Annotated in this window: 7 protein-coding genes, 2 pseudogenes and 1 riboswitch; of the genes and pseudogenes, 2 read left to right on the forward strand and 7 right to left on the reverse strand. The window is 74.2% G+C overall.

Going from position 1 to position 26,636, the window contains the following annotated elements:
* Window positions 1-31: 31 nt before the first annotated feature.
* The 6 genes and pseudogenes from BS80_RS42415 to BS80_RS40315 all read right to left on the reverse strand — a co-directional run.
* Window positions 32-17,113: a type I polyketide synthase gene (locus tag BS80_RS42415; protein WP_035792234.1), complete on the reverse strand. Its 17,082-nt coding sequence runs from the start codon at window positions 17,111-17,113 to the stop codon at window positions 32-34.
* Window positions 17,114-17,146: 33 nt separating this feature from the next.
* Complete coding sequence (locus BS80_RS03060; RefSeq protein WP_035792236.1) at window positions 17,147-18,340, reverse strand: cytochrome P450; 1,194 nt, start codon at window positions 18,338-18,340, stop codon at window positions 17,147-17,149.
* A 311-nt stretch (window positions 18,341-18,651) separates the two neighbouring features.
* Window positions 18,652-19,284 carry an FMN-dependent NADH-azoreductase gene (locus BS80_RS03065; RefSeq protein WP_035792239.1) on the reverse strand — a complete coding sequence of 211 codons (633 nt, stop codon included), beginning with the start codon at window positions 19,282-19,284 and terminating at the stop codon, window positions 18,652-18,654.
* Window positions 19,285-19,528: 244 nt separating this feature from the next.
* Complete coding sequence (locus BS80_RS03070; protein WP_157535813.1) at window positions 19,529-20,800, reverse strand: response regulator transcription factor; 1,272 nt, start codon at window positions 20,798-20,800, stop codon at window positions 19,529-19,531.
* 1,189 nt (window positions 20,801-21,989) lie between these two features.
* Window positions 21,990-24,305 carry a 5-methyltetrahydropteroyltriglutamate--homocysteine S-methyltransferase gene (gene metE / locus BS80_RS03075; protein ID WP_035792241.1) on the reverse strand — a complete coding sequence of 772 codons (2,316 nt, stop codon included), beginning with the start codon at window positions 24,303-24,305 and terminating at the stop codon, window positions 21,990-21,992.
* A 169-nt stretch (window positions 24,306-24,474) separates the two neighbouring features.
* A riboswitch (cobalamin riboswitch) is annotated at window positions 24,475-24,699 on the reverse strand.
* A gap of 108 nt (window positions 24,700-24,807) precedes the next feature.
* Window positions 24,808-24,906: pseudogene (locus BS80_RS40315) on the reverse strand (ergot alkaloid biosynthesis protein); the annotation flags it as partial.
* Here BS80_RS40315 and BS80_RS42420 point away from each other — a divergent pair.
* Window positions 24,904-25,068 (forward strand): annotated as a pseudogene (locus BS80_RS42420) (TetR/AcrR family transcriptional regulator); the annotation flags it as partial. The pseudogenes BS80_RS40315 and BS80_RS42420 sit on opposite strands and share 3 nt — an antisense overlap.
* A gap of 75 nt (window positions 25,069-25,143) precedes the next feature.
* Entirely contained in the window at window positions 25,144-25,539 is a 396-nt protein-coding gene (locus tag BS80_RS03080; RefSeq protein ID WP_035792245.1) for a winged helix-turn-helix transcriptional regulator, read from the forward strand.
* Between the two features lie 43 nt (window positions 25,540-25,582).
* Here the strand turns inward: BS80_RS03080 and BS80_RS03085 are convergent, their stop codons facing one another.
* Window positions 25,583-26,536: an NADP-dependent oxidoreductase gene (locus BS80_RS03085; RefSeq protein ID WP_408607340.1), complete on the reverse strand. Its 954-nt coding sequence runs from the start codon at window positions 26,534-26,536 to the stop codon at window positions 25,583-25,585.
* Between the last annotated feature and the right edge of the window lie 100 nt (window positions 26,537-26,636).

Raw genomic sequence — 26,636 nt, forward strand, 5'->3', positions numbered from 1 at the left:
GTGGTCAGCTGGTCGTACCGGGTGGTCAGGGTCAGTTCGTGGTGCGCAGGGCGCGGGACACGAGGTCGGCCACGTCCATGGCGTCGATCAGGTCCGCGTCGGCCCCGGCCGCGGGGGCCGACGCCTCGGCAGCGGCGCCGTCCTCGGCGGTGGCGAGGGCGAGCAGGCCGTCCAGGAGGCCGGCCTCCTTGAACCGGGCGAACGGGACGTCCGCGAGCGCGCGCCGCAGGTCGTCCTCCCGCCCGTCGAGGTCGTCGCCCGTGTCCCGCAGGAGCTCGGAGCGCAGGTACCCGACGAGGGCGTCCGGGGTGGGGTAGTCGAAGATCAGCGTCGCGGGCAACCGCAGGCCGGTCGCCACGTGCAGGCTGTTGCGCAGGTTGACGGCCGCCAGCGAGTCGAAGCCCACCTCCTGGAAGGCCTGCAGCGGGCCGATGCTCTCGGCACTGCTGTGCCCCAGGACCGTCGCGGCGTGGCCGCAGACGAGTTTCAGCAGGATGCGGCTCTGTTCGGCCTCCGGGACCGCCCGCAGGGAGTCCACCAGCGAGGACGTGGTGTCGCTGTTCTCGCTGTCCGGCTGGGAGGCCCGCAGGGCGGCGTCCGCCTCGGGGAGGTCGGCGAACAGCGGGCTGACCCGGACGGAGGTGAACGCCGGGATGAAGGCGTCCCAGTCCATGTCGGCCACCGTCACGAACTTCTCCTGCGCCCCCACCGCCTGCTCGAAGGCCGTCATCGCGACCTCCGGGGCCATCGGGAGGACACCGCGGCGGCGCAGCTGGGCGAGGGTCGCCTCGTCCATGCCCGCGCCGATCTGGTCGAGGGCGCCCCAGGCGATCGACGTCGCCCGCAGGCCGCGGCCGCGGCGCCATTCGACCAGGGCGTCCAGGACGGTGTTGGCCGCGCCGGACACCCCCTGTCCGCCGCCGCCCCAGACGCTGGCGATGGAGGAGAAGACGACGAACGCGTCGAGCGGGGTGTCCGCGAACAGCTCGTCCAGCCAGAAGGCCGTGTCCACCTTGGCGGCGAAGACCTCGGCGAGGTCGGCCGCGCCGGTGTCGGCGACGGAGCTGGTCCAGGCCATGTCGGCGGCGTGCAGCACCGCCGTGAGTGGCTGGTCCGCGGGGCTCTCGGCGACCAGCCGGGCCAGCTGCACCCGGTCGCTGTCGGCGCAGGACACGACGGTGATGTCGGTGCCCAGCTCGGCGAGTTCGCCCCGCAGCGCGGCCAGGCCCTCCTCGGGTGTCCGGTCGTTGGTGGTGACGATCAGCCGCCGGGCGCCGGAGCGGGCCAGCCAGAGCGCGGCGTGCCGGCCCAGGCCCTCGGCGCCGCCGGTCACCAGCACGGTGCCGCCGGGCTGCCAGCCGCCGCCGGCGGTGGGCTCGGGCGCGGGCTTGCGGAGCAGCCGGCGGCTGTAGACGCCGGAGCGGCGGACCGCGAGCTGGTCGTCGCCGGCGGAGCCGTTCAGCGCGCCGAGCAGGTACTGGGCCGTCCGGGCGTCGGTCGCCGCCGGGAGGTCGATCAGGCCACCCCACCGGTCGGGGAACTCCAGGGCGGCGGCGCGGCCCAGACCCCACAGCGCCGCCTGGGCCGGTGCGGTCAGGGTGTCCTGGATGCCGATGTTCACCGCGCCCCGGGTGAGGCACCAGAGCGGGCGGCCGGCGCCGGTGTCGCCCAGCGCCTGCATCAGCGCGAGGGTCGCCACCGTGGCGCTCGCGTGCTGCGGGCCGGTCGCGGCGCCGGGGTCGAGCGCGAGCAGCGAGAGCACGCCGGCCACGTCGTGTTCGGCCAGCACGCCGGTCAGCCGCTCGGCGAGCCCGGCCCGGGTTGCCTCGGCGGCGGCGACCTCCAGCGGGACGAGGTCGAGCCCCTGGCCGGCCAGCGCCGCCAGCAGGTCGCCGGTGGACGCGTCCGCCGCCTGGCCGGACGGGACGACCACCAGCCAGGTGCCGCCCGGCACCCCGGTCGCTTCGCGTTCCAGCGGGCGCCAGGTGACGTTGTAGCGCAGCTTCTCGGCGCTCGACCGTCGGCGCCGCCGGCCGCGCCAGTCCATCAGGACCGGCACCACCGTGCGCAGTGCGTCGTGCTGGTCTGCCGAGGTCAGGTCGAGCAGCTGGGCCAGCGAGTCGGCGTCCGTCTGCTCGACGGCGGCCCAGAAGTCGGCGTCCGCGCCCTCGGCCGCCGAGCCGGGGCCGTCGGTCGTCTCACCCTCCTGCAGCCAGAAGTGCCGGCGGTCGAACGCGTACGTCGGCAGGTCCACGGTGTCGGCGCCGGCGGGCAGCAGGCTCGTCCAGTCCACGGCCACGCCGCGGACGAAGAGTTCGGCCATGGAGAGGAACAGCCGCCGCAGGCCGCCCTCGTCCCGACGCAGGGTGCCACCGACGACCGCGCGCAGCTGGACGCTGTCGTCCGCGCTGGTGTCGAACACCTCGTTGATCGGCTGGACGAGGACGGGGTGGGCGCTGGACTCGACGAAGACCGTGTGACCCTCGCTCAGGAGCGAGGCCACCGCCGGGCCGAAGCGCACCTGACCACGCAGGTTGCGATACCAGTAGCCGCCGTCCAGGACTCCGGCGTCGCGGATCCACTCGCTCGTGACGGTGGAGAAGAACGGGATCTGCGGCGCCTGGCTTTCGATGTCCGCGAACGCCTCGGCCAGGGTCTCCTCGATCGCCTCGACATGACGGGAGTGCGAGGCGTAGTCCACCGCGACCCGGCGCACCCGCACACCGTCCGCCGCCAGGACCTCCAACGCCTCGTCGAGGGCCTCGGCGTCACCGGCGACGACGACGGAGGCCGGGCCGTTGACGGCCGCGACCTCGACGCGGTCCGCCCAGCGCTCCAGGCGCTTGACGGCGTCCGTCTCGGACAGCGCCACCGACGCCATACCGCCGCGACCGGCGAGGCTGCCGGCGATCACCCGGCTGCGCACCGCCACGATCCGGGCGGCGTCCTCCAGCGAGAGCGCACCCGACACGCAGGCCGCCGCGATCTCACCCTGCGAGTGGCCCAGGACCGCGTCCGGGATCACGCCCACGGACGCCCAGACGGCGGCCAGACCCACCATCACAGCGAAACTCGCCGGCTGCAGCACGTCCACCCGCTCCAGCAACTCGGCCGGAGCATCACCGCGCAGCACGTCCTCCAACGACCAGTCCACCCACGGACCCAGCGCCACCGCACACGCCGCCACCCGCTCCGCGAACACCGCCGAGGAGTCCAGCAGTTCACGCCCCATACCGACCCACTGCGAACCCTGCCCCGGGAACACCAACACCGTCCGGCCCGGGCCGGACACACTGCCCGACACCACCCCCGGAGACGACTCACCCCGCGCCAGCGCGGCCAACCCCGCCAACGCCTCCTCCGTCGACCCCGCCACCACCACCGCACGCTCGGACAGCGCCGCCCGCCGCGACACCAGCGCACCTGCCACGCCGGTCAGGGGCGCCGCCGCAGCCTCGACGAAGGAGGCCAGCCGAGCGGCCTGGCCGGTCAGCGAGGCGGTGCTCTTCGCCGACACCACCAGCGGCAGCACGCCGCCGACGGCCGAAGTCGGCTCCGCCGGGGCCGACTCGGGCCCCTCCTCCAGGATCACGTGCGCGTTCGTCCCGCTCGCGCCGAACGAGGAGACCGCGGCGCGGCGCGGGTGGCCGTTGCGCGGCCACTCCCGGGCCTCGGTCAGCAGCTCGATGGCGCCCGCCGTCCAGTCCACCTGCGGCGTCGGCTCGGTCACATGGAGCGTGGCGGGCATGACGCCGTGCCGCATCGCCTGCACCATCTTGATCACGCCCGCGACGCCCGCCGCCGCCTGAGTGTGGCCGACGTTCGACTTCAGCGACCCGAGCCACAACGGGCGCTCCGGGTCGCGGTCCTGGCCGTAGGTGGCCAGCAGCGCCTGGACCTCGATCGGGTCGCCCAGCGAGGTGCCGGTGCCGTGGCCCTCGACCACGTCCACGTCGGACGCGGAGAGGCCCGCGTTGGCCAGCGCCCGGCGGATCACCCGCTGCTGAGACGGGCCGTTGGGCGCCGTCAGACCGTTGGACGCGCCGTCCTGGTTCACCGCGCTGCCGCGCAGGATCGCCAGCACCTGGTGCCCGTTGCGCCGCGCCTCCGAGAGCCGCTCCAGCACCACGACGCCCACGCCCTCGGCCCAGCCCGTGCCGTCGGCCGTCGCGGAGTAGGCCTTGCACCGGCCGTCGGCGGAGAGGCCGCGCTGCCGCGAGAACTCCAGGAAGGCGTCCGGGCTGGCCATCACGGTCGCGCCGCCGGCCAGCGCCATCGAGCACTCGCCCGACCGCAGGGCCTGCGCCGCCAGGTGCATCGCCACCAGCGAGGACGAGCAGGCCGTGTCGATCGTCACCGCCGGGCCCTCGAAGCCGAACACGTAGGACACCCGGCCCGACGCCACGCTGGACGACGTGCCGGTCATGACGTAGCCCTGCACGTCCTCGGGCACCTCTCGCAGCCGCGTCACGTAGTCGTGGTGGACGATGCCGGTGAAGACGCCGATGTCGCGGCCACGGGTGGAGAGCGGATCGATGCCGGCGCGCTCCAGGGCCTCCCATGAGGTCTCCAGGAGCAGCCGCTGCTGCGGGTCCATGGCGAGCGCCTCGCGCGGCGAGATCCCGAAGAGCCCGGCGTCGAACTGCGCCGCGTCGTGCAGGAACCCGCCGAACCGGGTGTAGCTGGTTCCGGCGTGCGCCGGGTCCGGGTGGTACAGCCGGTCGACGTCCCAGTCCCGGTCGGCGGGGAAGGCGGAGAGCCCGTCGCGCTCCTCCGCGACCATCGTCCAGAGTTCCTCGGGCGTGCTCACGCCGCCCGGCAGACGGGTGCTCATGGCGATGATGGCGATCGGCTCGTCCGGGTCCGTCGCGGCCGCGGTGGGCGCCGGGGCGCTCTCCGGGCCCTCGCCGAGCAGTTCGGCGCGCAGGTGGCCGGCCAGCGCGGACGGGGTCGGGTAGTCGAAGACCAGGCTGCTGGGCAGGCTCAGTCCGGTGAAGTCGTGCAGCCGGTTGCGGAGTTTGACGGCGCTGAGGGAGTCGAAGCCGAGGTCCCGGAAGGGCTGGTTCGCGTCGAAGGACTCGGCGCCCAGGTGTCCGAGGACGACGGCGGCGCTCTCCTGCACCAGCTCCAGGAGGACGCGGTGCTGTTCCGTGCCGGCGAGGCCGGCGAGGCGGGCGGCCATCGAGCCGCCGGCCGCCGCGCCGCGCCGCACCAGGCGCCGGGCGAGGGTGCCGTCCGCCGTCGGGTGCCCGGCGACCGACGGATCGGCGCTGGTGTCGGCGCTGTCGGCGCCGTCCGCAGTGCCCTGAAGCGTCAACGGCCCGAAGGCGGCGACCGGTTCGCCCTCCGCGTCGGCCAACTCCACCAGCCGGCGCCCGCCGTCGATCGCGGTGATCCGCAGCCGCAGGGCCGTGGCGCCCTCCGCGTACACCGCGAGGTCCGCGCGGGCGGCCGGCTCGCGGCCGCGGTCACCGGGGGCCTCGCCGCCGGTGTGGGCGGCCAGGACCCGCAGCGCGGTGTCGATGAGTGCCGGGTGGAGCGTGAACGTCCCGGCCTCGTCCACCAGTTCGGCGGGCAGCTCGATGTCGGCGAGGATCCGGCCGTCCCGCTGCCAGAGCCGGCGGACACCGGCGAGCTCGCCGGCGACCACCTCCCCGGCCTCGGAGGCGGACGGCCAGGTCCGCAGGTCGAAGGCGGGCTCCGGCAGGCCGGGCGCCAGCAGGGCGCGGGCGTGGCAGGTCCACGGCTCCCGCTCCCGGCCGTCCGGCCTGGAGTGGACGCCGGCCCGGCGCAGGCCGCCCCGGCCCGGGGCCTCCACCGACACCCGTAGCTGGAGGTGCCCGTGCTCGGGCAGGGTGAGGGGCGTCTCGACGGCGATCTGCCGGACGGCTCCGCTGCCGGTCTCGCTGCCGGCCCGGACGAGCAGGTCCAGCAGCACGGCCACCGGGACAGCGGCGGTGCCGGTGCCGGCCGGGTCGACGAGCAGGCCGCGACTGCGCCGCGTCACCCGCCCGGTGAGCACCACACCGGTGCCGCCCCCGTCGCCGGGGACCTCGACGACCGTGCCGAGCAGCGGGTGCCCGGTGCTGCGGGCGCCGAGGGCCTCGGCGTCCACACCGGTGCCGCTCTCGACCCAGTACCGCTCGTGCTGGAAGGCGTAGGTGGGCAGGTCGGCGCCGACCTGCGCGACCGGCCGCCCGAGGACGGCGGGCCAGTCCACGTCCACGCCCCGGACGTGCAGTTCCGCGAGCGCCGTGAGGACGGCGGTGTCCTCGGCGGTGTCGGTGCGCAGGGTCGCGACGCACCCTCGCTCCTGCGCGCCGAGCGTGCCGAGCGCCATGGCGGTCAGGACCCCGCCCGGGCCCAGTTCGAGGTAGGTCACCGCGCCCTCGCGTTGCAGCGACGCGACCGCGTCGCCGAACCGCACGGCGTGACGCACCTGGTCCACCCAGTACGCGGGAGTCCCGAAGTGCCCCTCCTCGGCCGGCGCGCCGGTGAGGGTGGAGACGACCGGGATGGTGCCCGGCCGGTACGGCAGCCGGGCCGCGACGGCCTCGAACTCCGCCAGCATGGGGTCCATCAGGGGCGAGTGGAAGGCGTGGCTGACGGCAAGTCGCTTGGTCTTGCGGCCGGTGGCCGCCAGCTCGGCAGCGACGGCCAGCACCGCGTCCCGCGCACCGGAGAGCACCAGCGCGTCGGGGGCGTTGACCGCCGCGATGCCGACCACGCCCGCCGCCCCGGCCAGCAGCGGCGCGACGTCGGCCTCGGTCGCCTGGACGGCGACCATCGCGCCGCCTGCGGGCAGCGCCTGCATCAACCTCCCACGGGCGGCGACCAGTTCACCGGCTGCGGCGAGGTCCAGGATACCGGCGGCGTGGGCGGCGGTGATCTCGCCGATCGAGTGACCGGCGAGCAGGTCCGGCCGCACGCCCCACGAGGTGAAGAGCCGGAACAGCGCGGTCTCCAGGGCGAACAGCCCGGCCTGGGTGTACATCGTCTCGTCGAGCAGCGCGGCCTGCGCCGTGCCGGGGTCGGCGAAGACGACCTCGTGCAGCGGCCGCGCCAGGTGGCCGTCCAGGTGCCGTTCGACGGCGGCGCAGGCGGCGGCGAAGGCGTCCCGGAAGACCGGGAACGCCGCGGCGAGCTCGCGGCCCATGCCGGCCCACTGGCTGCCCTGCCCGGTGAAGAGGAAGGCCAGCTTGCCGTCCGCGTCGACGGAGTTCCCGACGACGGTCGCGGCGCCGGGCGCGCCCTGTTCGAGGGCGCGCAGGGCGTCGGCCAGTTGCTGCCGGTCGCCGGCCAGGACGACGGCGCGGTGGTCGAGCCGGGCCCGGGTGGTGGCGAGCGCGTGGGCCGTCTCGGCGACGGAGAGGTCGGACCGGTCGTCGACGAAGCGGGCGAGGCGCCCGGCCTGGCCGCGCAGGGCGGCCGCCGTGCGGGCCGACACCGGCACCAGCACGGGCACCGGCACCGCTACGGCGACGGGTGCGGCGTCCGGCTGCGGCGCGACGGGCTCGGGGCGCGCCGCGCCGTCGGCCGGCGCCTCCTGGACCACGACGTGCGCGTTGGTCCCGCCGATGCCGAAGGAGGAGACCCCCGCGCGGCGCGGCCGGCCGGTCTGCGGCCACTCCCGGGCCTCGGTCAGCAGCTCGACCGCGCCCGCCGACCAGTCCACATGGGTCGAGGGCTGGTCGACGTGGAGCGTGCGGGGCAGGATGCCGTGCCGCATCGCCATGACCATCTTGATCACACCGGCCACGCCGGCCGCGGCCTGCGTGTGGCCGATGTTCGACTTGACCGACCCGAGCCAGAGCGGCCGGTCGGCGGGGCGGTCCTGGCCGTAGGTGGCCAGCAGCGCCTGCGCCTCGATCGGGTCACCCAACACCGTCCCGGTGCCGTGCCCCTCCACCACGTCCACGTCGGCGGTGGACAGGCCCGCGGTGGCCAACGCCTTGCGGATCACCCGCTGCTGCGAGAGCCCGTTCGGCGCCGTCAGACCGTTGGACGCGCCGTCCTGGTTCACCGCGCTGCCGCTGATCACCGCCAGCACCTGGTGCCCGCGCCGACGCGCCTCGGAGAGCCGCTCGACGAGCAGCACGCCCACGCCCTCGGCCCAGCCGGTGCCGTCCGCGCCGTCCGCGAAGGCCTTGCAGCGGCCGTCCGGGGCCAGACCGCGCTGCCGGGAGAACTCGACGAAGGTCTCCAGGTTGCCCATCACCATCACGCCGCCGGCCAGCGCCATCGAGCACTCGCCGCGGCGCAGCGCCTGGGCGGCCAGGTGCAGGGCCACCAGTGAGGAGGAGCACGCCGTGTCGACCGTGACAGCCGGTCCCTCGAAGCCGAACTGATAGGCGACGCGGCCCGACAGGACGCTGGCGGAGCCGCCGGTGAGGCGGAAGCCCTCGACGCCGGCCGCGTGGTGCATCCGCACGGTGTAGTCGTGGCTGTTCACGCCGACGAACACGCCGACGTCCTGCCCGCTCAGCCCGGTCGGGTCGATCGCGGCGCGTTCGAAGGCCTCCCAGGAGGTCTCCAGCAGCAGCCGCTGCTGCGGGTCCATCGCCAGCGCCTCGTTCGGCGAGATGCCGAAGAAGCCGGCGTCGAACCCGGTGGCGTCGTCGAGGAAGGCCGCATGGCGGACGTAGGTCTTGCCGGGGCTGTCCGGATCGGCGTCGTAGTGCCGCTCGACGTCCCAGCCCCGGTCGTCGGGGAACTCGGTGACGGCGTCGACCCCGCCGGCCACCAGCCGCCAGAGGTCCTCCGGGCTGGCCACGCCGCCCGGCAGACGGCAGGACATCGCGACGATCGCGATCGGCTCGTCCGGATCGGCGGCCGCCGTGGCGGCGGCGCCGGCGGCGGCGCGGTCCGGGGTGGTGTCGCCGAAGAGCCTGGCGCGCAGGTGCTCGGCGAGAGCCACCGGTCGCGGGTAGTCGAAGACGATGGTCGCGGAGAGCGTGAGGCCGCTCGCGGCGGCCAGCCGGTTCCGCAGCTCCACGGCGGTCAGCGAGTCGAACCCGGCCTCCTTGAAGGCCCGGTCGGCCCGGACGGCGTCGGGGCCGGCGTGACCGAGCACGTTGGCGGCGTGCCGGCGCACCAGGGCCACCAGCTCCTCGCTCTGCTCGGCCGAGCCCAGGCGGGCGAGGCGCTCGCGCAGCGAGGCTGTGGCCGAGCCGTCGGCGCTCCGGGCGGTCCGCCGCCCGGTGGGCGCCAGAGCGCGCAGCAGCGGGGCGACGGGCCCGGTGCGGGCGGCCGTGCGCAGGGCAGGCAGGTCGAACCGCGCGGCCACCAGGGCCGCGGGCGTCGCGGCGTCGGCCCGCAGCGCGGCGTCCAGCAGCGCCATCCCCTCCGCGTCGGAGAGCCCGACCATGCCCAGCCGCTTGGTGCGCTGCAGGTCGGCGGAGCCGAGGTGGCGGGTCATGCCGCTGGCCTGACTCCAGTAGCCCCAGGCGAGCGAGACGCCGGGCAGGCCGAGCGCGCGGCGGTGGTGGGCCAGGGCGTCCAGGCAGGCGTTGGCCGCCGCGTAGTTGCCCTGGCCGGGGTTGCCCAGGACGCCCGCGGCCGAGGAGAACAGGACGAACGCGGCGAGGTCCAGGCCCCGCGTCAGCTCGTGCAGGTGCAGCGCGGCGTCCAGCTTCGGCCGCAGCACGGTGTCGAGGCGCTCCGGGGTCAGCGCCGTGACCACCCCGTCGTCCAGGACGCCGGCGGTGTGCACGACGGCGGTCAGCGGGTGCTGCGCCGGTACCTCGGCCAGGAGGGCCGCGAGCTGCGCCCGGTCGGCGGTGTCGCAGGCGGCGACCGTCACGGTGGCGCCCAGGGCGGTGAGTTCGTCGCGCAGGGCGTCCGCGCCGTCGGCGGCGGGGCCGCGGCGGCTGACGAGCAGCAGGTGCCGGGCGGCGTGCGCGGTGACCAGGTGCCGGGCGACCAGGGCGCCGAGCGTCCCGGTGCCGCCGGTGACCAGGACGGTGCCGGCGGGGTCGAGGGCGCTGACGGGGTCGGGGCCGGGCGCGTCGGCGGGGCGGTCCGGGGTCGCGGCGCGCACCAGTCGGGGCACCTCGGCCACGCTCCCGAGCACCCGCACTCGCGGTTCGCCACTGGCCAGCACGGACGGCAGCAACATGGCTGCGGCGTCGTCGAGTTCGGCGATCACGATGCGGTCCGGGTGCTCGGACTGGGCCGAGCGCAGCAGGCCGGACACCGCGGCGGTCGCGAGGTCGGCCGGGTCGCCGGTGGCCGTCACGACCAGCCGGGACTGCCCCAGGGCGGGTGCGGCCAGCCACGCCTGCAGCAGGGCCAGGGCAGCGGCGACGGCGGTGCGCGGGTCGCCGCCCGCGTGCTCCACCGCGTAGCGCAGGACGTCCGGGGCAGGCCCGTCCGGGCCGGCCAGCGCCTCGACATCGCCGGCGGTCGTCACCAGGGCCGTGCTGACGGCGGCCGCCGCCTCGTCCACAGCGGGCAGCGCCAGCTCGGACCACTCGACGCGGAACAGCGCGTCCTGGGTCAACTCCCGGGTGATCCCATCCTGTTCGGGCGAGAAGGGCCGGGCGAGCACCGCCTCGGCGACCAGCACCGGCGCGCCGGTCGGGTCGCTCAGCTCCAGGCGCGTGCCCTCGTCCGGTGTCCCGGACGTCCGCGCCCGTACCTCGTCGGCGCCCGAGGCCAGCAGGGTCACTCCGCGCCACTCGGCCGCGATCATGCCCTCGGGGACCGCCGTGCGGACCGCCGCGTCCAGCAGGGTGGGGTGCAGGCCGTAGCGGTCGGCGCGGCCGGCCGCTTCGTCCAGGGCGAGTTCGGTCGCGGGCCCGCCGGCGAACCGGAAGGCCGGAGCGTCCACCGGGGCGGGCGCCAGGGTGCCGTGCGCGTGGCGGGTCCACTCCGTGTCCAGCGCCGCTTCGTCCGCGCGCGAGTACACCTCGACGGTGCGCCGCCGCGTGGCATCGGCCTCTCCGACGATCATCTGAACGGCCCGGCCACCGCGCAGCGGGAGCACCACGGGCCGGTCGACGGTCAGTTCGGCGACGGTCGGGGTGCCGACCTCGTCGCCGAACCGGATGGCCAGCTCGACCAGGGCCGCGTTCGGCACCAGGACGGCGTCCCCCAGCACGTGCCCGGCCAGCCAGGACTGCGCGCCGAGCGACCACCGCGCGGTGGTCATGAAGCCGCCCGAACCCGGGATGCCGACGATCGCGCCGATCAGCGGGTGGTCGACGGTGGCCTGGCCGAGCGAGGCCGCGTCGGTCGCGGGGGCGGTCTGCAACCAGTAGTGCTGGTGGTCGAAGGCATAGGTCGGCAGGTCGACGCGGGTGCTGTCGGCGCCAGTGGGCAGGACGCCGGTCCAGTCCACGGCCACGCCACGGACGAAGAGTTCGGCCATCGAGGTCAGCAGGCGACGGGGGCCGCCCTCGTCGCGGCGCAGCGATCCGGTCACCAGGGCGTCGGCGTGGGCCTCGTCGACGAGTTCGCTGATCGGCTGGACGAGGACGGGGTGGGCGCTGGACTCGACGAAGACCGTGTGACCCTCGCTCAGGAGCGTGGCGACCGCCGGTCCGAAGCGCACCTGACCGCGCAGGTTGCGGTACCAGTAGCCGCCGTCCAGCACCCCGGGCTCGGCGACCCACTCGCTCGTCACGGTGGAGAAGAACGGGATCTGCGGCGCCTGGCTGCGGATGTCCGCGAACGCCTCCGCCAACGTCTCCTCGATCGCCTCCACATGCCGCGTGTGGGACGCGTAGTCCACCGCGACCCGGCGCACCCGGACACCGTCCGCCGCCAGGACCTCCAGAGCCTCGTCCAGGGCCTCGGCGTCACCGGCGACCACGACGGACGCCGGACCGTTGACGGCCGCGACCTCCACGCGGTCCGCCCAGCGCTCCAGGCGCTCGACCGCGTCCGTCTCCGACAGCGCCACCGACGCCATCCCGCCCCGACCCGCCAGGCTCCCGGCGATCACCCGGCTGCGCACCGCCACGATCCGGGCGGCGTCCTCCAGCGAGAGCGCACCCGACACGCAGGCCGCCGCGATCTCGCCCTGCGAGTGACCCACCACCGCGTCCGGGACCACGCCCACCGACGCCCAGAGGGCGGCCAGACCGACCATCACGGCGAAACTCGCGGGCTGGAGTACGTCCACGCGCTCCAGCAGCTCGGCCGGGGCCTCACCGCGCAGCACGTCCTCCAACGACCAGTCCACCCACGGACCCAGCGCGACCGCGCACGCCGCCACCCGCTCCGCGAACACCGGTGAGGAGTCCAGCAGTTCACGGCCCATGCCGACCCACTGCGAACCCTGCCCCGGGAACACGAGCACGAGCTTGCCCGCAGCGGACACGCTGCCCGTCACCACGCCCGGAGCGGACTCACCCCGCGCCAGCACGGCCAACCCGGCCAGCGCCTCGTCCGTCGACCCCGCCACCACCACCGCACGCTCGTCCATCAGCGCGCGCCGGGAGACCAGCGCACCGGCCAGCGCCACCGTGCCGCCCGCCGCCGCGAGGTCCGCCAGTCGCTCGGCCTGGCCCGCCAGCGAGGCGGCGCTCTTCGCCGACACCACCAGCGGCACGACCCCGTCGGGCTCAGCCGCAGCGCCGGACTCGGCCTGCTCCTCGGGTGCCTGCTCCAGGATCAGGTGCGCGTTCGTTCCGCTGACGCCGAAGGAGGACACCCCGGCCCGGCGCGGGCGGCCGGTCTCCGGCCACTCCCGTGCCTGCGTCAGCAGCTCGACCGCGCCGACCGACCAGTCCACCTGTGCGGACGGCGCGTCCACGTGCAGCGTCGACGGCATGACGCCGTGCCGCAGCGCCTGCACCATCTTGATCACACCGGCGACACCGGCTGCGGCCTGGGTGTGGCCGATGTTCGACTTCAACGAGCCCAGCCAGAGCGGATGTTGGGCGTCACGGTCGCGGCCGTAGGTGGCCAGCAGCGCCTGCGCCTCGATCGGGTCACCCAGCACCGTCCCGGTGCCGTGCCCCTCCACCACGTCCACGTCGGCGGTGGACAGACCCGCGTTCGCCAGCGCCCTGCGGATCACCCGCTGCTGCGAGAGCCCGTTGGGCGCCGTCAGACCGTTGGACGCGCCGTCCTGGTTCACCGCCGAGCCGCGCAGGACCGCCAGCACCTGGTGCCCGTTGCGCCGCGCCTCCGACAGCCGCTCCAGCACCACGACACCGGCGCCCTCGGCCCAGCCCGTGCCGTCGGCCGCCTCCGCGTACGACTTGCACCGCCCGTCCGTAGCCAGCGCGCGCTGGCGCGAGAACTCCACGAACGTGTCCGGCGTCGCCATGACGGTCGCGCCGCCGGCCAGCGCCAGCGAGCACTCCCCGCGCCGCAGCGCCTGCGCCGCCAGGTGCATCGCCACCAGGGACGACGAGCAGGCCGTGTCGACCGTCACCGCCGGGCCCTCGAACCCGAACACGTACGACACCCGGCCCGACGCCACGCTCGACGCCGTTCCGGTGGCGACGAAGCCCTCCAGCTCCGCCGGCGCCGCACCGCCCGCGCCGTAACTCTGGCCCATGACGCCGGAGAACACCCCGACGTCGCTGCCCTTCAGCGTGCCCGGGTCGATACCGGCCCGCTCCAGCGCCTCCCACGAGGACTCCAGCAGCAGCCGCTGCTGCGGGTCCATGGCCAGTGCCTCACGCGGCGAGATCCCGAAGAACCCGGCGTCGAAGAGCCCGGCGTCGCGCAGGAATCCGCCCCGGTCCGTGGTGGAGGTGCCGGCCTTGTCCGGATCCCCCGAGAACAGCCCGTCCAAGTCCCAGCCACGGTCGGTCGGGAAGCCGGACAGGGCTTCCCTGCCCTCGGACACCAGCCGCCACAGGTCGTCCGGGCTGCCGACGCCGCCCGGCAGCCGGCACGCCATGCCGACGACCGCGATCGGCTCGTCCGGATCGCCGGGGACTGCCCGCAGGTCCGCCTCCGGGGCCTCGTCGATACCGAGGACACCGGCCCGCAGGTGGGCCGCGAGCGCCTGCGGCGTCGGGTGGTCGAAGCTGACGGTGGTGGGCAGCCGCAGCCCGGTGCTCTCCGTCAGGCGGTTGCGCAGTTCGACAACGGCGAGCGATGTGAGACCGAGGTCGCGGAAGGCCCGGTCGGCCGGGATCGCCCCGGTTCCCGGGCGGCTCAGTACGGCGGCGGCCTGGGTGCGGACGAGTTCTTCGAGCAGGGCGAGTTGGGCGCGCTCGTCCAGCTCCGACAGGCGTGCGCGCAGGGCGGCGGTGACCGCCTCGTCGGGCCGGGCCGCCGGGGGCGGCGTCGCGACGAGGGCGGCGAGCAGCGTCGGCACCGGGCTGTCCGGGGCGATCGTGCCGGTCCGCAGCGCCACCAGCGCCGGGGCTCCCGTCTCGATCAGCACGTCGAACGCGGCGAGCCCGTCCCGCAGGCGCCGTGCCTCGCCGTCGGCGGCGGAGCCGCCGTCCGACGCGTGGGGGTGACTTCCCGACCGGGAGGGGTGGCTCCACGCCAGCACCGCACCGGTGCCGCCGCGCAGCCGGCGGCCGTGCGCCAGCGCCTCGGTCAGCGCCTCGGTGACGGCCGTCTGCGGAGCGTCGGGCGATCCCAGGGTGCCGGCCGTGCCGGTGACGGCGACGAAAGCGCAGAGTTCGGCATCGGCCGTCAACTCATCGAGGATCAGGGCGAGTTCAGGATCTTCGGCGGCGTGCACGACGGCGGTCACCGGGCGGCCGAGGCCGACCAGCGCGGCCCGCAGCGCGGCCCGGTCGGCCCCTGCGGCGGCGATCCGGGTGATCTCGGCCCCGACGGGCTCGTCCGCCGGTGCGGGGCGGTCGGCCGCTGCCGGGGAGTCGACCAGCAGCAGGCGCTCCACCCGGTGCACGGTGGCCAGGTGGCGCACCAGTGCGGCGCCGGTCGCCGTGTCGGCCCCGGTGACGACCACGGTCGCGCCGAGGCCGGCCGAGCCGCCGGCGTCCGGACGCTCGGCGACCGGCACCCGGAGCAGCCTGGGGACCAGCAGTTCCCCTGCCCGTACCGCGAGTTGGGGCTCACCGGAGGCGACGGCGGCCACCAGGGTCCCAGCCTGCACACCAGCGCCGGACGACCCGTCGGGGCCGGCTTCGAGGTCGAGGTCGAGGTCAAGGACGGTCACGGTCGCAGGGTGCTGCCCGTCGGCTTGGACGGACCGCACGACGGCCCAGAGCGGGGCGCCCGCCAGTGCCGCGTCCCCGGCGGCGGCGGCCACCGCACCGCGGGTGAGGACGATCAGCCGGGTCGCGGCCGGGGCCGGGGCCGCCAGCCACTCGGCCAGCTGACGGCCGTTGGCCCGCCCGGTGGCCAGCGGGTCCGCGCCGGCGGCCACGGCCGGCGGGGCGAGGAGCGTCACGGCGGGAACCGGCTCACCGGCGGCCACGGCGGCGTCCAGGGCCGCGAGGTCGGGGTGCCGGCGGACGTCGAGGCCGGCGGCCCGCAGGCCCTCGGCCAGTACGTCGGCCAGTGCCTCGGCGGCGCCGATCACCGCCCAGTCGGTCGCGGCGGGCCCGGGGGCGGCCGAGGGCTCGGCCGGCGCCGGTACCCAGGCCGGGGCCAGCAGGGCGTCGTGGTGTCCGTCGGCGGCGTAGCGCAGTCGGGCGGGCTGGTCCGCCAGCAGGCGCCGGACGATCTTCCCGGAGGCCGTCCGGGGGATGCCGGCGACCTCGTAGACCCGCTCCGGCAGCTTGTACGCGGACAGCTGCGCGCGGCAGCGCTCGATCAACTCGGCGGTGTCGAGGCCCGCCGGGCCCGGGACGACCCAGGCGACCGGAACCTCGCCGAGCGTGTCGTGCGGCACGCCGGCCACGCCGGCGTCGGCCACGCCCTCGACCGTGCGCAGGACCGCTTCGACCTCGTCGGGGTGGATGTTCTCGCCGCCGCGGATCACCAGGTCCTTGAGACGGCCGCAGATGGTGAAGTAGCCGGCCTCGTCGCGCCGGGCCAGGTCGCCGGTGTGGAACCAGCCGTCCTGCACCGCCTCGGCCGTGGCCTGCGGGCTGTTGTGGTAGCCGACCATGACGTTCGGTCCGCTGACCCAGACCTCGCCCTCCTCGCCGGCCGCGACGTCCAGGCCGGTGCGCGGGTCGACGAGCCGCACCCCGACGCCCGGCACGGGCAGGCCGCAGGAGCCCTCGACGTGCGCGGCGTCCGGCGGGTTGATGGTGATCGCCCCGCACGTCTCGGTGCTGCCGTAGGCGTCGACCAGCGGCACCCCGAAGCTCTCCTCGAAGGAGCGACGCAGCTCGGAGCCGGTGACGGCGCCGCCGACCAGCCCGATCCGCAGGTCGGGCAGCGACAGGCCGGTCCGCCGGGCGGTGGCGACCAGGTGGTGGTAGGTGGTGGGGACGCCGGCCAGGAAGGTGGAGCGGTCCTCGCGGAGCGCGGTCAGGATGTCGTCCGCCGAACTCCCGTCCATGATGCGGGCGGTGGCGCCGGCCACCGGGACGGACAGCACGCAGGCGATGTGCGAGAGGCTGTGGAAGAGCGGCAGCGGCCACAGCACGCGGTCCTGCTCACAGAGGCCCGGCACGGGCACGTAGCAGGAGGCGACAGACCAGAGGCAGTTGCGCTGGGTGGACAGCACGCCCTTGGGCCGGCCGGTGGTGCCCGAGGTGTAGAACATCCAGGCCACCTCGTCCAGGCCGAGGTCGTCGGGGGCCTGCGTCTGCGGCTCGGTGACGGCGAGTTCGTCGAAGGAACGGGTGCCCGCCGGGAGCGGTGCCGGGCCGGCCACCAGGACGTTGGCACCGAGCGTCGGGGCAGGCAACAGGCGCAGAAACGTTTCGGCGTGACCGGCGTCGGTCAGCGCGAAGGCCGCGCCGCTGTCGGTCAGCAGGTACGCGGTCTCGGCCGGCGTGACCTGCGGGTTGATCGGCACACCGATCCCGCCGGCCCGCACGACGGCGAGGTAACCCTCCACCATGGCAACGGAGTTGCCGAGGCACAGGGCCACTCGGTCGCCGCGCCGGACGCCGAGGCCGGCCAGGTGACCGGCCAGCCTCCGCGTCCGTGCTTCGAGCTCTCCGTAGGTGACCGCGTGTCGGTCGTCCTCGAAAGCGATCTTGTCCGTGAGACGGACCGCGTTCTCCCGGAGGATGACCGGGAGCGGGGTGATCAGTTCGGGGCGCACCTTACCGCTGACTCCTTCCGGAGAGACGGGGAGTTACCAGGAAACGGGAAGCGTCTTCACGGCGAAGACGGACCCGTGGAGCCGGAGCGGGACCTCGTCCGCCGGCACGGCCAGCCGGAGGTCGGGGAACGCGTCGAGCAGCGCGCGCAGACCGACCTGCAGCTCCAGGCGGGCCAGGTTCTGGCCGATGCACTGGTGGACGCCGTAGCCGAAGGCCACGTGGCCCGCGGTGTCCCGGCTGAGGTCGAGGTCGGCCGGGCAGCCGAACTTCGCCGGGTCACGGTTGGCCGCCGGCAGCGAGACGGTCACCGTCTCGCCCTTCTTGACGGCGTGGCCGCCGAGTTCGAGGTCCTCCAGGGCGGTCCGGAAGATCTCGTACTGGTTGACGGTGACGTAGCGGAGGATCTCCTCCACCGCGTCGTCGAGCTTGGACGGGTCCGCCCGCAGGGCCGCCAGCTGCTCGGGGTGGTGCAGCAGCGCGAACACGCCGACCGCCAGCGCGCTCTCCGTGGTCTCGTAGCCGGCGAACAGCAGCAGGGCGGTGATGTTGCCCAGCTCCTCGTCGGTCAGCTCGCCGGAGGCGATCAGGCGGCTGAGGACGTCGTCCCCGGGCTCCGCCTTCTTGCGCGCGATGGTCTCCTGGATGAACGCGCCCACCTGGGCGAACGCCGCCATCGACTCCTGCGCGTCACCGAACGGGTTGTTCATCACCACGGGCGCCTCGGCGAACCGGTCCCGCTCGCTGTAGGGCAGGCCGATCAGGTCGGACAGCACCCGCAGGACCAGCGGGTTGGCGTAGGTCTCCACCAGGTCGGCCGAGTCGCCGTGTTCGCGCATGGCCTTGATCTGCTCGGCGGCCACGGCCTCGACCTGCGGCGTCAGCTGGCTGATCCGGCGGGCGGTGAACTCACGCGTCAGCAGCCGCCGGAACCGGGTCTGCTCCGGCGGGTCCATGTGGATGAACATCCCCGGCATGGCCGGGAACTGCGGCACCGGGCCACCGTACTTGGTGACCGGGAAGTGCCCGATCTCCAGGTTGTGGCTGAACTTCGGGTCGCTCAGGACCTGTCGGGCGAGCTCGTGGCTGGTGGCGATCCACCCGACGTGCCCGTCGGGGTAGACCATCCGGGCCAGCGGGCGCTCCTTCCGCAGCTCGTCGAAAATCGCCGGCGGGTCGAACTTGTCAGTCCGCGCCCAGGCTTCCTCGTAAGAGATCGCCTCGCTCATGAACGCACCTTCTCCGTTTCGGGTCGAAAATATCCCTGCATACGAAAACGGCGGCCCCGCCGGTACGGTGCGAAGCCGCATTCCCGAGTGTTTCGCCGAGCCCGCGCAGGTGTACGCACGGAAAAAGGGGGTATTCGAAGTCGATCGGGCAGCACAGATCGATCAGCCGCGAAGTGTCGTCTCCGCAGCGAGATCTGACCTTCCCGCACCTTCGATGATCCGCCGCGGGCGCCGGGCGACCGTCGGCCACAGCCCGCCGCGAGCGCTGTCCGCCCGCGAGGTGCCCGCCGGCCGGAACAGCGGCCGTGACGTCAGAGAGCGAGCTTCTTGAGCGTCTCGTGGGCGGTCGCCAGGGACTGCTCACCCAGCGGCTTGAGGGCCGCCATGGCCGGCACGATCGCCGAGAGGGTCAGCTCGGCGTGGACGAACTTCAGGTTGTCCGCGAGCCCGATCGAGCTCAACACAGCCCGCAGGTACGGCTCCTGGTGGTCCCAGCCCTCGCGCGGGGTCCCCGGTGCGTACGAACCGCCGCGGGCGGTGGCCACGATGACCGTCTTGCCACTGAGCAGGCCCGAGTCGGCGCCCGGGGCCACCATGTGGGCGGGGCTGACCAGCAGGTCGATCCAGGACTTGATCGTCGACGGGATGGCGTAGTTGTACATCGGCACGCCCAGCAGCACCGTGGTCGCCTCGCGGACCTCGGCCACCACCGCCTCGGTGAGCGCCTTCTCCTCCGGCGACAGCCCGTGGTCACGGCTGGGGTCCAGGAGGGATTCGCGCACCGCGTTGGTGATGTGCGGGATCGGCTCGGCGCCGAGGTCGCGGTAGGTGTAGCCGCCGTCGGGGTGGTTCCGGCGCCACTCGGTGGCGAAATAGGACGACAACTCCCTCGTCACGGAGCCGGTGGTGCGGATGCTCGAATCAATGTGGAGAAGAGAAGACACCAATGGCCCCTAGATTGTCCTGATCGATTCACCGGAACGGCTTTTCCAACTCTCTTGGAGTCTAAGGAGAAACGCCCCGGACGGGCATCCCTCAGTCTGGTAGCGCCGGTGGCCACCGGCCCTGTGAGGAGCGGCGCAGCCCGCCCGCGCGCCGGTCCCGACGGTCCGGCCGGCGCCCGCGGAGCCCCGTTGGAGGGGCCGATTCCGCGGTCGGCCGTGGACCTCGCGCACCGGCGCGCGGGCCTCACACCGCCAGCCGTCCCACCGGAGCCTCGGTCACGAACGCGGACTCGGCGCCCAGCCCGGTCGTCCGCTCCTCCACGAGTCGGTTCCAGGTGCCGGCCAGCTCCACCCGGGACGCGACGTCGAGCTTGCGGAAGATCTTCTTGAGGTGGAAGGCCACCGTGTGGGGCGACATGAAGAGCTGCCGCCCGACCCGCCCGTTGGTGAGCCCCTGGCTCACCAGCTCGGCCACCGCGTACTCGGTGTCGGTCAACTGACTGACCTTCATCCTGCTCCGGCTCGGGCGCCGCGAGAACTGCCCGCTGTTCACCTCCAGTTCCCGGAGCTTGCTGCGCACCCGCAGGACGTCCCGGGAGGCGCCGACCGCGAGGTAGCCGTCCGCCGCCCGTTTGAGCAGCTCGACGGCCTGTTCCTGCTCCGAGCGGCGGGCGAACCGCACCGCACTCGCGTCCTCCAGCGCGGAGGCCTGCGCCCACTGGTCCAGATGCAGACCGGATGCCTTCTCCAGGGCGGACGCGTTGCGCTCGAACAGGCCGATGGCGTGCGCCGACGCCGCCTGGACGGTACGGAAGCTGGGGTTGCGCACCGCGAGTTCGCTGACCTCGGTGACCGTCCGCACCGCGATCTCGTCGTCCTCCAACCGCTGCGCGGCCCGGACCAACCAGGCGGCCGCCGCCGGCTGCGAGACCAGCAGCTCCCGCAGCAGCGCGCCGTCGTGCACCAGGCCCTTCAGGAGGTGGGCGATGCTCTCCGTCCCGTCCCGGGCCTCCAGGACCTGCGCGACGGCCCAGGCACACTGCCCGGCCATCAGGTTCGCGTGCCCGAGCAGGGCGTGGTCCCGCAGCCGGTTCGCGTAGTGGAGGGCCGTGGTGAGATCAAGCCGCCGGGTCATGGCGACGGCCATGACGAGGAACCCGCTGGGGGTCAGCGCACGGTTGCCGGCCTGTTGTGCGAGACGAAGACCGGCCTCCGCCGACGCGAGCGCCCCGTCGAGGTCCCCCTTGGCCAGGCCGATCTCCGCCTCGCACAACAGATAGGCGGCGCGCTTCTCCACCTGGTTCGACCCGTGCGTGGACGACGTGTCGTCGGCGAGCAGGTCGGTGGCCGACTCCAGGCCGCGGACCCGTGTCAGCAGCGTCGCGTGCCAGATTCTGGCCTTCAGCGTGCATTCGCCCGGGGCTCCGGCGCGCGCCCGCACCGTGGCGGCGGCGGCCAGGTCCATGCTCCGGCCGAGCCGGCCGTCGCACCACGACTGCGCGGAACGCGCTGCCAATCGGGTTACTTCGTCGGATACTTGCAGGGAGGGTCCGGGTGTCGTGGCAGTCCGAAATAACACTGTATTCTCCAACTCGGAATCGATGACGCCCTGCGAAGCCCTGCTGGTCGGCGGGCCTCGCTCAGGTGCCACGCGATTCGACATAGGTATGGGGGCCTGCCACACGATCGTGCCGAGTGTGCCTGGATCGATCGCGGGGCAGGCGGGGGCCTGGCGGTCGGTGGCGGACGGTGGAATCCCCCGTGATCCGGGGACGGGGGGAGGCGGCCGGGGCCGGGGGCGCAAGCGGGGCGGACCGGCCTGCGAAAGCCGACATCTCGGGACATCGTCCGGCATTCCCCTTGCGGGGAACCGGCGTTCGGCACCAGGAAGGCATGCCGGTGCCACCGGGGGCAGTGCCGCGCGATCGGCCGGTTCGAGCTGCGGCGCCGACCGCCGCACACGCGGTGGCAGCCATCCGGCGCGCGGGGAGAATCCGGGCCGGTCACGATGCGACAGGAGCGATCACGACGCCGGGAGGGCCCTGGACGGCCGCCCGGCCGGCGGACCGAGTCCGCAAAGGGCGGCGAGGCGACCGCACTGTCGCCGGGCACCCGTACTCAGTCGGGCAGCGAGCACCTTCCGATCGTTGAGAGGGTTTCCCTGGAAGCACGGTGAAGCACCGCCGCGCAACCGGGGCTGCGACCCCGGTCAACGGGACGCACGTCGGCAGCACCTCACCGGCGGTCTCACACAGCATGCCCAGAACACCCAGGTGTTGGAAAGGTCTGGACACATCGTGGGACGGATCGTCTCGCCGCAGGACCTGTTCAGGTATGTCGTCGCCCAACGCGACCCGTGACCCGACTCGCACGACAATCCCACCCCCTCGGTCGGCCGCCTCACCCCGCTCCGCGACACCCCGGGGCGAACCCGCCCACACCCGTGGTGCGAACCGGCCCTCACCAGGCCCCCGCCGGGGAGGACGGGCCGGGGTATGCCCCTGGCCTGTCCATCCACTCAGACTGTACGTCATTTCGACCACGATCGGGTGGCGATCGTGATCAATCCTGCGAACAGCGTGACGGCGCTAACTCCCTGTTCCACGAGGTGCGCTAAGACGTCGGCAGGCGGTCGGGCAGCTCCGCGAGCGTTCCCCCGCTACCCGCTCCGCCGCCCGGCCGCCCCGACACGGCCTGAGATCAGCTCAGCCTTCCAGCTCACCCCGCAGCCGGCGCGCGGCGCCGACCAGGCTCTCCAACGACGCGCGGGTCTCGGTCCAGCCGCGGGTCTTGAGGCCGCAGTCGGGGTTCACCCAGAGCCGCTCGGCCGGGATCGCGGCGAGGCCGGCGCGCAGCAGTTCGACGGCCTCCTCGGTGCTCGGGACGCGCGGGGAGTGGATGTCCCAGACGCCCGGGCCGACCTCGCGCGGGTAGCCGGCCCCGGCCAGCTCGTGGGCGACCTCCATGTGCGAGCGGGCCGCCTCCAGCGAGATCACGTCGGCGTCCAGCTCGTCGATCGCGGTCATGATCGCGCCGAACTCGGCGTAGCACATGTGGGTGTGGATCTGGGTGTCGGCGCGGACGGCGGAGGTGGCCAGCCGGAAGCCCTCGGTGGCCCAGTCCAGGTAGCCGGGCCGGGCGGCGGCGCGCAGCGGCAGGGTTTCGCGCAGCGCGGGTTCGTCGACCTGGATGACGGCGGCACCCGCGGCCTCGAGGTCGGTGACCTCGTCGCGCAGGGCGAGGGCGACCTGGCGGGCGGTCACGGCGAGCGGCTGGTCGTCGCGGACGAAGGACCAGGCGAGCATGGTGACCGGGCCGGTGAGCATGCCCTTGACCGGACGATCCGTCAGGTCCTGCGCGTAGCGGTACCAGTCGGTGGTCATCGGGTGCGGGCGGGAGATGTCGCCGGCCAGCACGGGCGGGCGCACGTAGCGGGTGCCGTAGGACTGCACCCAGCCGTGCCGGGTGGCGAGGTAGCCGGTCAGCTGCTCGGCGAAGTACTGGACCATGTCGTTGCGCTCGGGCTCACCGTGCACCAGGACGTCCAGGCCCGCCTTCTCCTGATAGGTGATCACCTCGCGGACCTCGGCCTCGATGCGCTCGCGGTAGGCGGCGGTGTCGATCCGCCCGGCGGTGAGGTCGGCGCGCGCGACGCGCAGTTCGGCGGTCTGCGGGAAGGAGCCGATGGTCGTGGTCGGCAGCAACGGCAGGCGCAGCCGCGCGCGCTGGGCGGCGGCCCGTTCGGGGTAGGGCTGAGCACGGCGGGCGTCCTCGGCGGTCGTGCCGGCGAGCCGGGCGCGCACGGCCGGGTCCCGGGTGATCGGCGAGGTGGCCCGGGAGGCGAGGTCGGCCCGGTTGGCGGCGAGGTCGGCGGCGATCGCGCCGGTGCCCTCGCGCAGCGCGCGGGCGAGGAGCGCGCTCTCGGCGGTCTTCTGGCGGGCGAAGGCGAGCCAACGGGCGATCTGCGGATCGAGGTCGCGCTCGGCGGCGGCGTCGAGTGGAACGTGCAGCAGCGAGCAGGACGGCGCGACGTCGACGCGGCCGGCCAGGCCGAAGAGGGTCGCCAGGATGGCCAGCGACTTCTCCAGATCGTTGATCCAGATGTTGCGACCGTCGATCACGCCGGCGATCAGGCGCTTGCCCGGCAGACCGCCGACGGCCGCGAGGTCGTCGAGGTTGGCGGCGGCGGGACCGGTGAAGTCCAGTGCGAGCCCGTCGATCGGGGCCTTGGCGAGCACCGGCAGCGCCTCGCCGAGGCGGTCGAAGTAGCTGGCGACGAGCAGCTTGGGACGGTCGCTCAGCGCGCCGAGTTCGCGGTAGGCGCGCGCGACGGCGTTGAGCTCGGCGGGCGTGCGGTCCTGGACGAGCGCGGGTTCGTCCAGCTGCACCCACTCGGCCCCGGCGGCGCGCAGGTCGGCGAGGAGTTCGGCGTAGACCGGGATCAGCCGGTCCAGCAGGGTGATCGGCTGGAAGTCGTCGGCCACCCCCGGCGCGGGCTTGGCCAGCAGCAGATAGGTGACCGGGCCGAGCAGGACCGGGCGCGCGCTGTGGCCCAGGGCCAGGGCCTCGCGCAGTTCGCCGACCTGCTTGGCCGGGTTCGCGGTGAAGGTGGTGCCCGGGCCCAGCTCGGGCACCAGGTAGTGGTAGTTGGTGTCGAACCACTTGGTCATCTCCAGCGGCGCGACCAGCTGGGTGCCGCGCGCCATGGCGAAGTAGCGGTCCAGCGGGTCGGCGTGGACCGCCGCGCGGTGGCGGGCGGGGATCGCGCCGACCGCGACGGTGGTGTCCAGCACATGGTCGTAGAGCGAGAAGTCGCCGGTGGGCACCTCCTGGATGCCGGCCTCGACGAGCCGGGCCCAGTTCTCCCGGCGCAGTTCGGCGGCGGTCGCCTGCAGGGCCTGCGCGGTGACGCCGCCCTTCCAGTAACCCTCGACGGCCTTCTTGAGTTCACGGTTGCGGCCCTGGCGGGGGTAACCGTGCACGGTGGCCCGGGTCGCCGCGGCTACGGACTTCGCTGTCAAAGGACTCTCCTTCGCGAGACGTGCTCCTGCTCCCGGTGACGGGACGACAGCGCGAAGGGATGACGAACCGGGCGGTCGGCCGCATACGTACCCACCGCATGCCGGACTCCGCCTGATCTGTACGCCGACCCGCCCTCGAGGTCACCGGAAGAAATCCGCACACGGGTGTCCCGGGTGCGGGCAACGGGCAGGTCTTCGGACTCGCGGGCACGGCCACCCTGTGAAAGGGCGGACACCTACTGGCCGTCGCTTCCCAGACCCCTCCGGGGCCCAGTGCATGTGACGGCGGTCGTTCCCACTCACCGCTGCGGGGCAGTCCCGGATTCCCACCGGGTTCCCTCTTACGACGCACCTGCCCGAACGGGCGGGGCGAACCAGCTGCCCGGCCAGCCTAGGCGCAATCCGGCGCGCTGAGAACAGCAATCCGCCAGGACGTCCGCATTCTGAGACACCGTCAGGACCGGACCACCCGGGCCGACACCCCGGGCGCCGTCCTCCGACGTCAGCTGCTTGACGCCAGTTCCCGCTCCGCGAACGCGCGGAAGCTGCGCGGCGGGCGGCCGGTGAGGCGCCGGACGGTGTCGGTGGTGCGATCCTCGGCCACGCCGACGGCGTCTTCACCGCGCACGCGCTCCTCGCCGCGACCCGCGCCGACCTCGTCGAACACCTCGTCGGCTCACGGCAGATGACTCGCGAGCAGGCGCGGGCACAGCTGGCGGCCTTCACCGCCAAGGTCCTGAGCCCTGAACCCGAGCGGGCTTGACCACACCCCCGAGGCGGTGGCTAGTATCCGGGGAACGTACTTCCCAAAGGGAAGCATGCTGCTGAGGAGCGTTCTGTGACCACCCGTTGCCTGACCGGGCAGCATGCCCACCACGACGTCTACGCGGCCCAATGCCCGTGCCGCGCGATGCTGGACCTGCTGGCGAACAAGTGGGCGGCCCTGGCCATCGGAGCCCTCGAAGACGGCCCCCGGCGTTTCGGCGCCCTGCAGCGCACCCTCCAGGGCGTCAGCCCCAAGGTCCTCACCCAGACCCTGCGCCGCCTGGAGGACGCCGGCCTCGTCGACCGCACCATCTACCCCGAGGTTCCACTGCACGTGGAATACGACCTGACCCCGCTCGGCCACAGCGCGGCCGTGCCGCTGCGCATGCTGCGCAGCTGGGTCGAGGACAACATCGACGGCATCACCAGCGTGCCCGGCCACCAGGAGTCCGCGGCACCGGTGGCGTAGACGCGGCCCCCAGGATCGCAGCCGTGCTCCAGGCCACGCGGTCTCAGCCGGTGACGCGCAGGACGAGCTTGCCGCGGGTGCGCAGGCTCTCGCCGCGGGCGTGGGCCTCGGCGGCCCGCTCCAGCGGGAAGACCTCCTCGACCTCCACGCTCACCTCACCGGCGTCGATGAGGTCGGCGATCCGGCGCAGCGCGGGGCCGTCCGGCTCCACCAGGAACGGGGTGACCCGCACACCGCGCGCTGCTGCGGCCTCGGCCAGCTCCGTGGAGACGCCGGCCGGGACGGCGACGAGCAGGCCGTCCGGGCGCAGGGTCTCCAGCGAGCGCGTCCCGGTCCGGTCGGGGTCGTCGCCGACCAGGTCGATGACGACGTCGACGTCCCGTACGACGTCCTCGAAGCGGACGGCGTGGTAGTCGATGACCTCGTCGGCGCCCAGTTCCTTGAGCCAGGCGTGGCGGCCCCCGCTCGCGGTGGCGATGACGTGGGCACCCAGGTGCTTGGCGAACTGCACCGCGAGGTGGCCGACGCCCCCGGCGGCGGCCGTGATCAGCACCCGCTGTCCGGCGCGTACGTCGGCGGTGTCCACCACGGCCTGCCAGGCCGTCAGCGCGGCCAGCGGCACGGCGGCGGCCACCTCGTGGCCGACGGTGGCGGGCTTGCGGGCGAACTGGCGGGCGGGCGCGGTCACATACTCGGCGTAGCCACCGGCCGCCCGCGGGAACCACGGCATGCCGTAGACCTCGTCGCCGGCCTTGAGCGTCGTCACGCCGAAGCCGACCGCCTCCACCACACCGGAGACGTCCCACCCCAGCACGAAGGGCGGCTCACCGAGGATCCCCGCCATGCCGGTGCCCCCACGGGTCTTCCAGTCCACCGGGTTGATCCCGGCGGCGTGCACCCGCACCAGGACCTCGGTCGGCAGCGGCTCCGGACGGGCCACCTCCTCCACCCGCAGAACGTCCGGGCCACCGAAGGTGTGCTGCACCACCGCGCGCATCGAGGACATCAGAGCCAACTCCTTGGAATATATCTACCGAAAGGCCGTATATCGGTCGCTCGGTCCAACGGGGTTGACCGTAGCCCGGCGGTGGTGGTTA

Origin of the sequence: Kitasatospora mediocidica KCTC 9733, from assembly GCF_000744225.1 — a bacterium.
Lineage (GTDB): Bacteria > Actinomycetota > Actinomycetes > Streptomycetales > Streptomycetaceae > Kitasatospora > Kitasatospora mediocidica.

What these genes read in the sequence shown, in the direction of transcription:
- BS80_RS03085 (WP_408607340.1), bottom strand. Translation starts at nt 26,536, where the DNA reads ATGCGCGCGGTGGTGCAGCACACCTTCGGTGGCCCGGACGTTCTGCGG.
- BS80_RS03060 (WP_035792236.1), bottom strand. Translation starts at nt 18,340, where the DNA reads ATGAGCGAGGCGATCTCTTACGAGGAAGCCTGGGCGCGGACTGACAAG.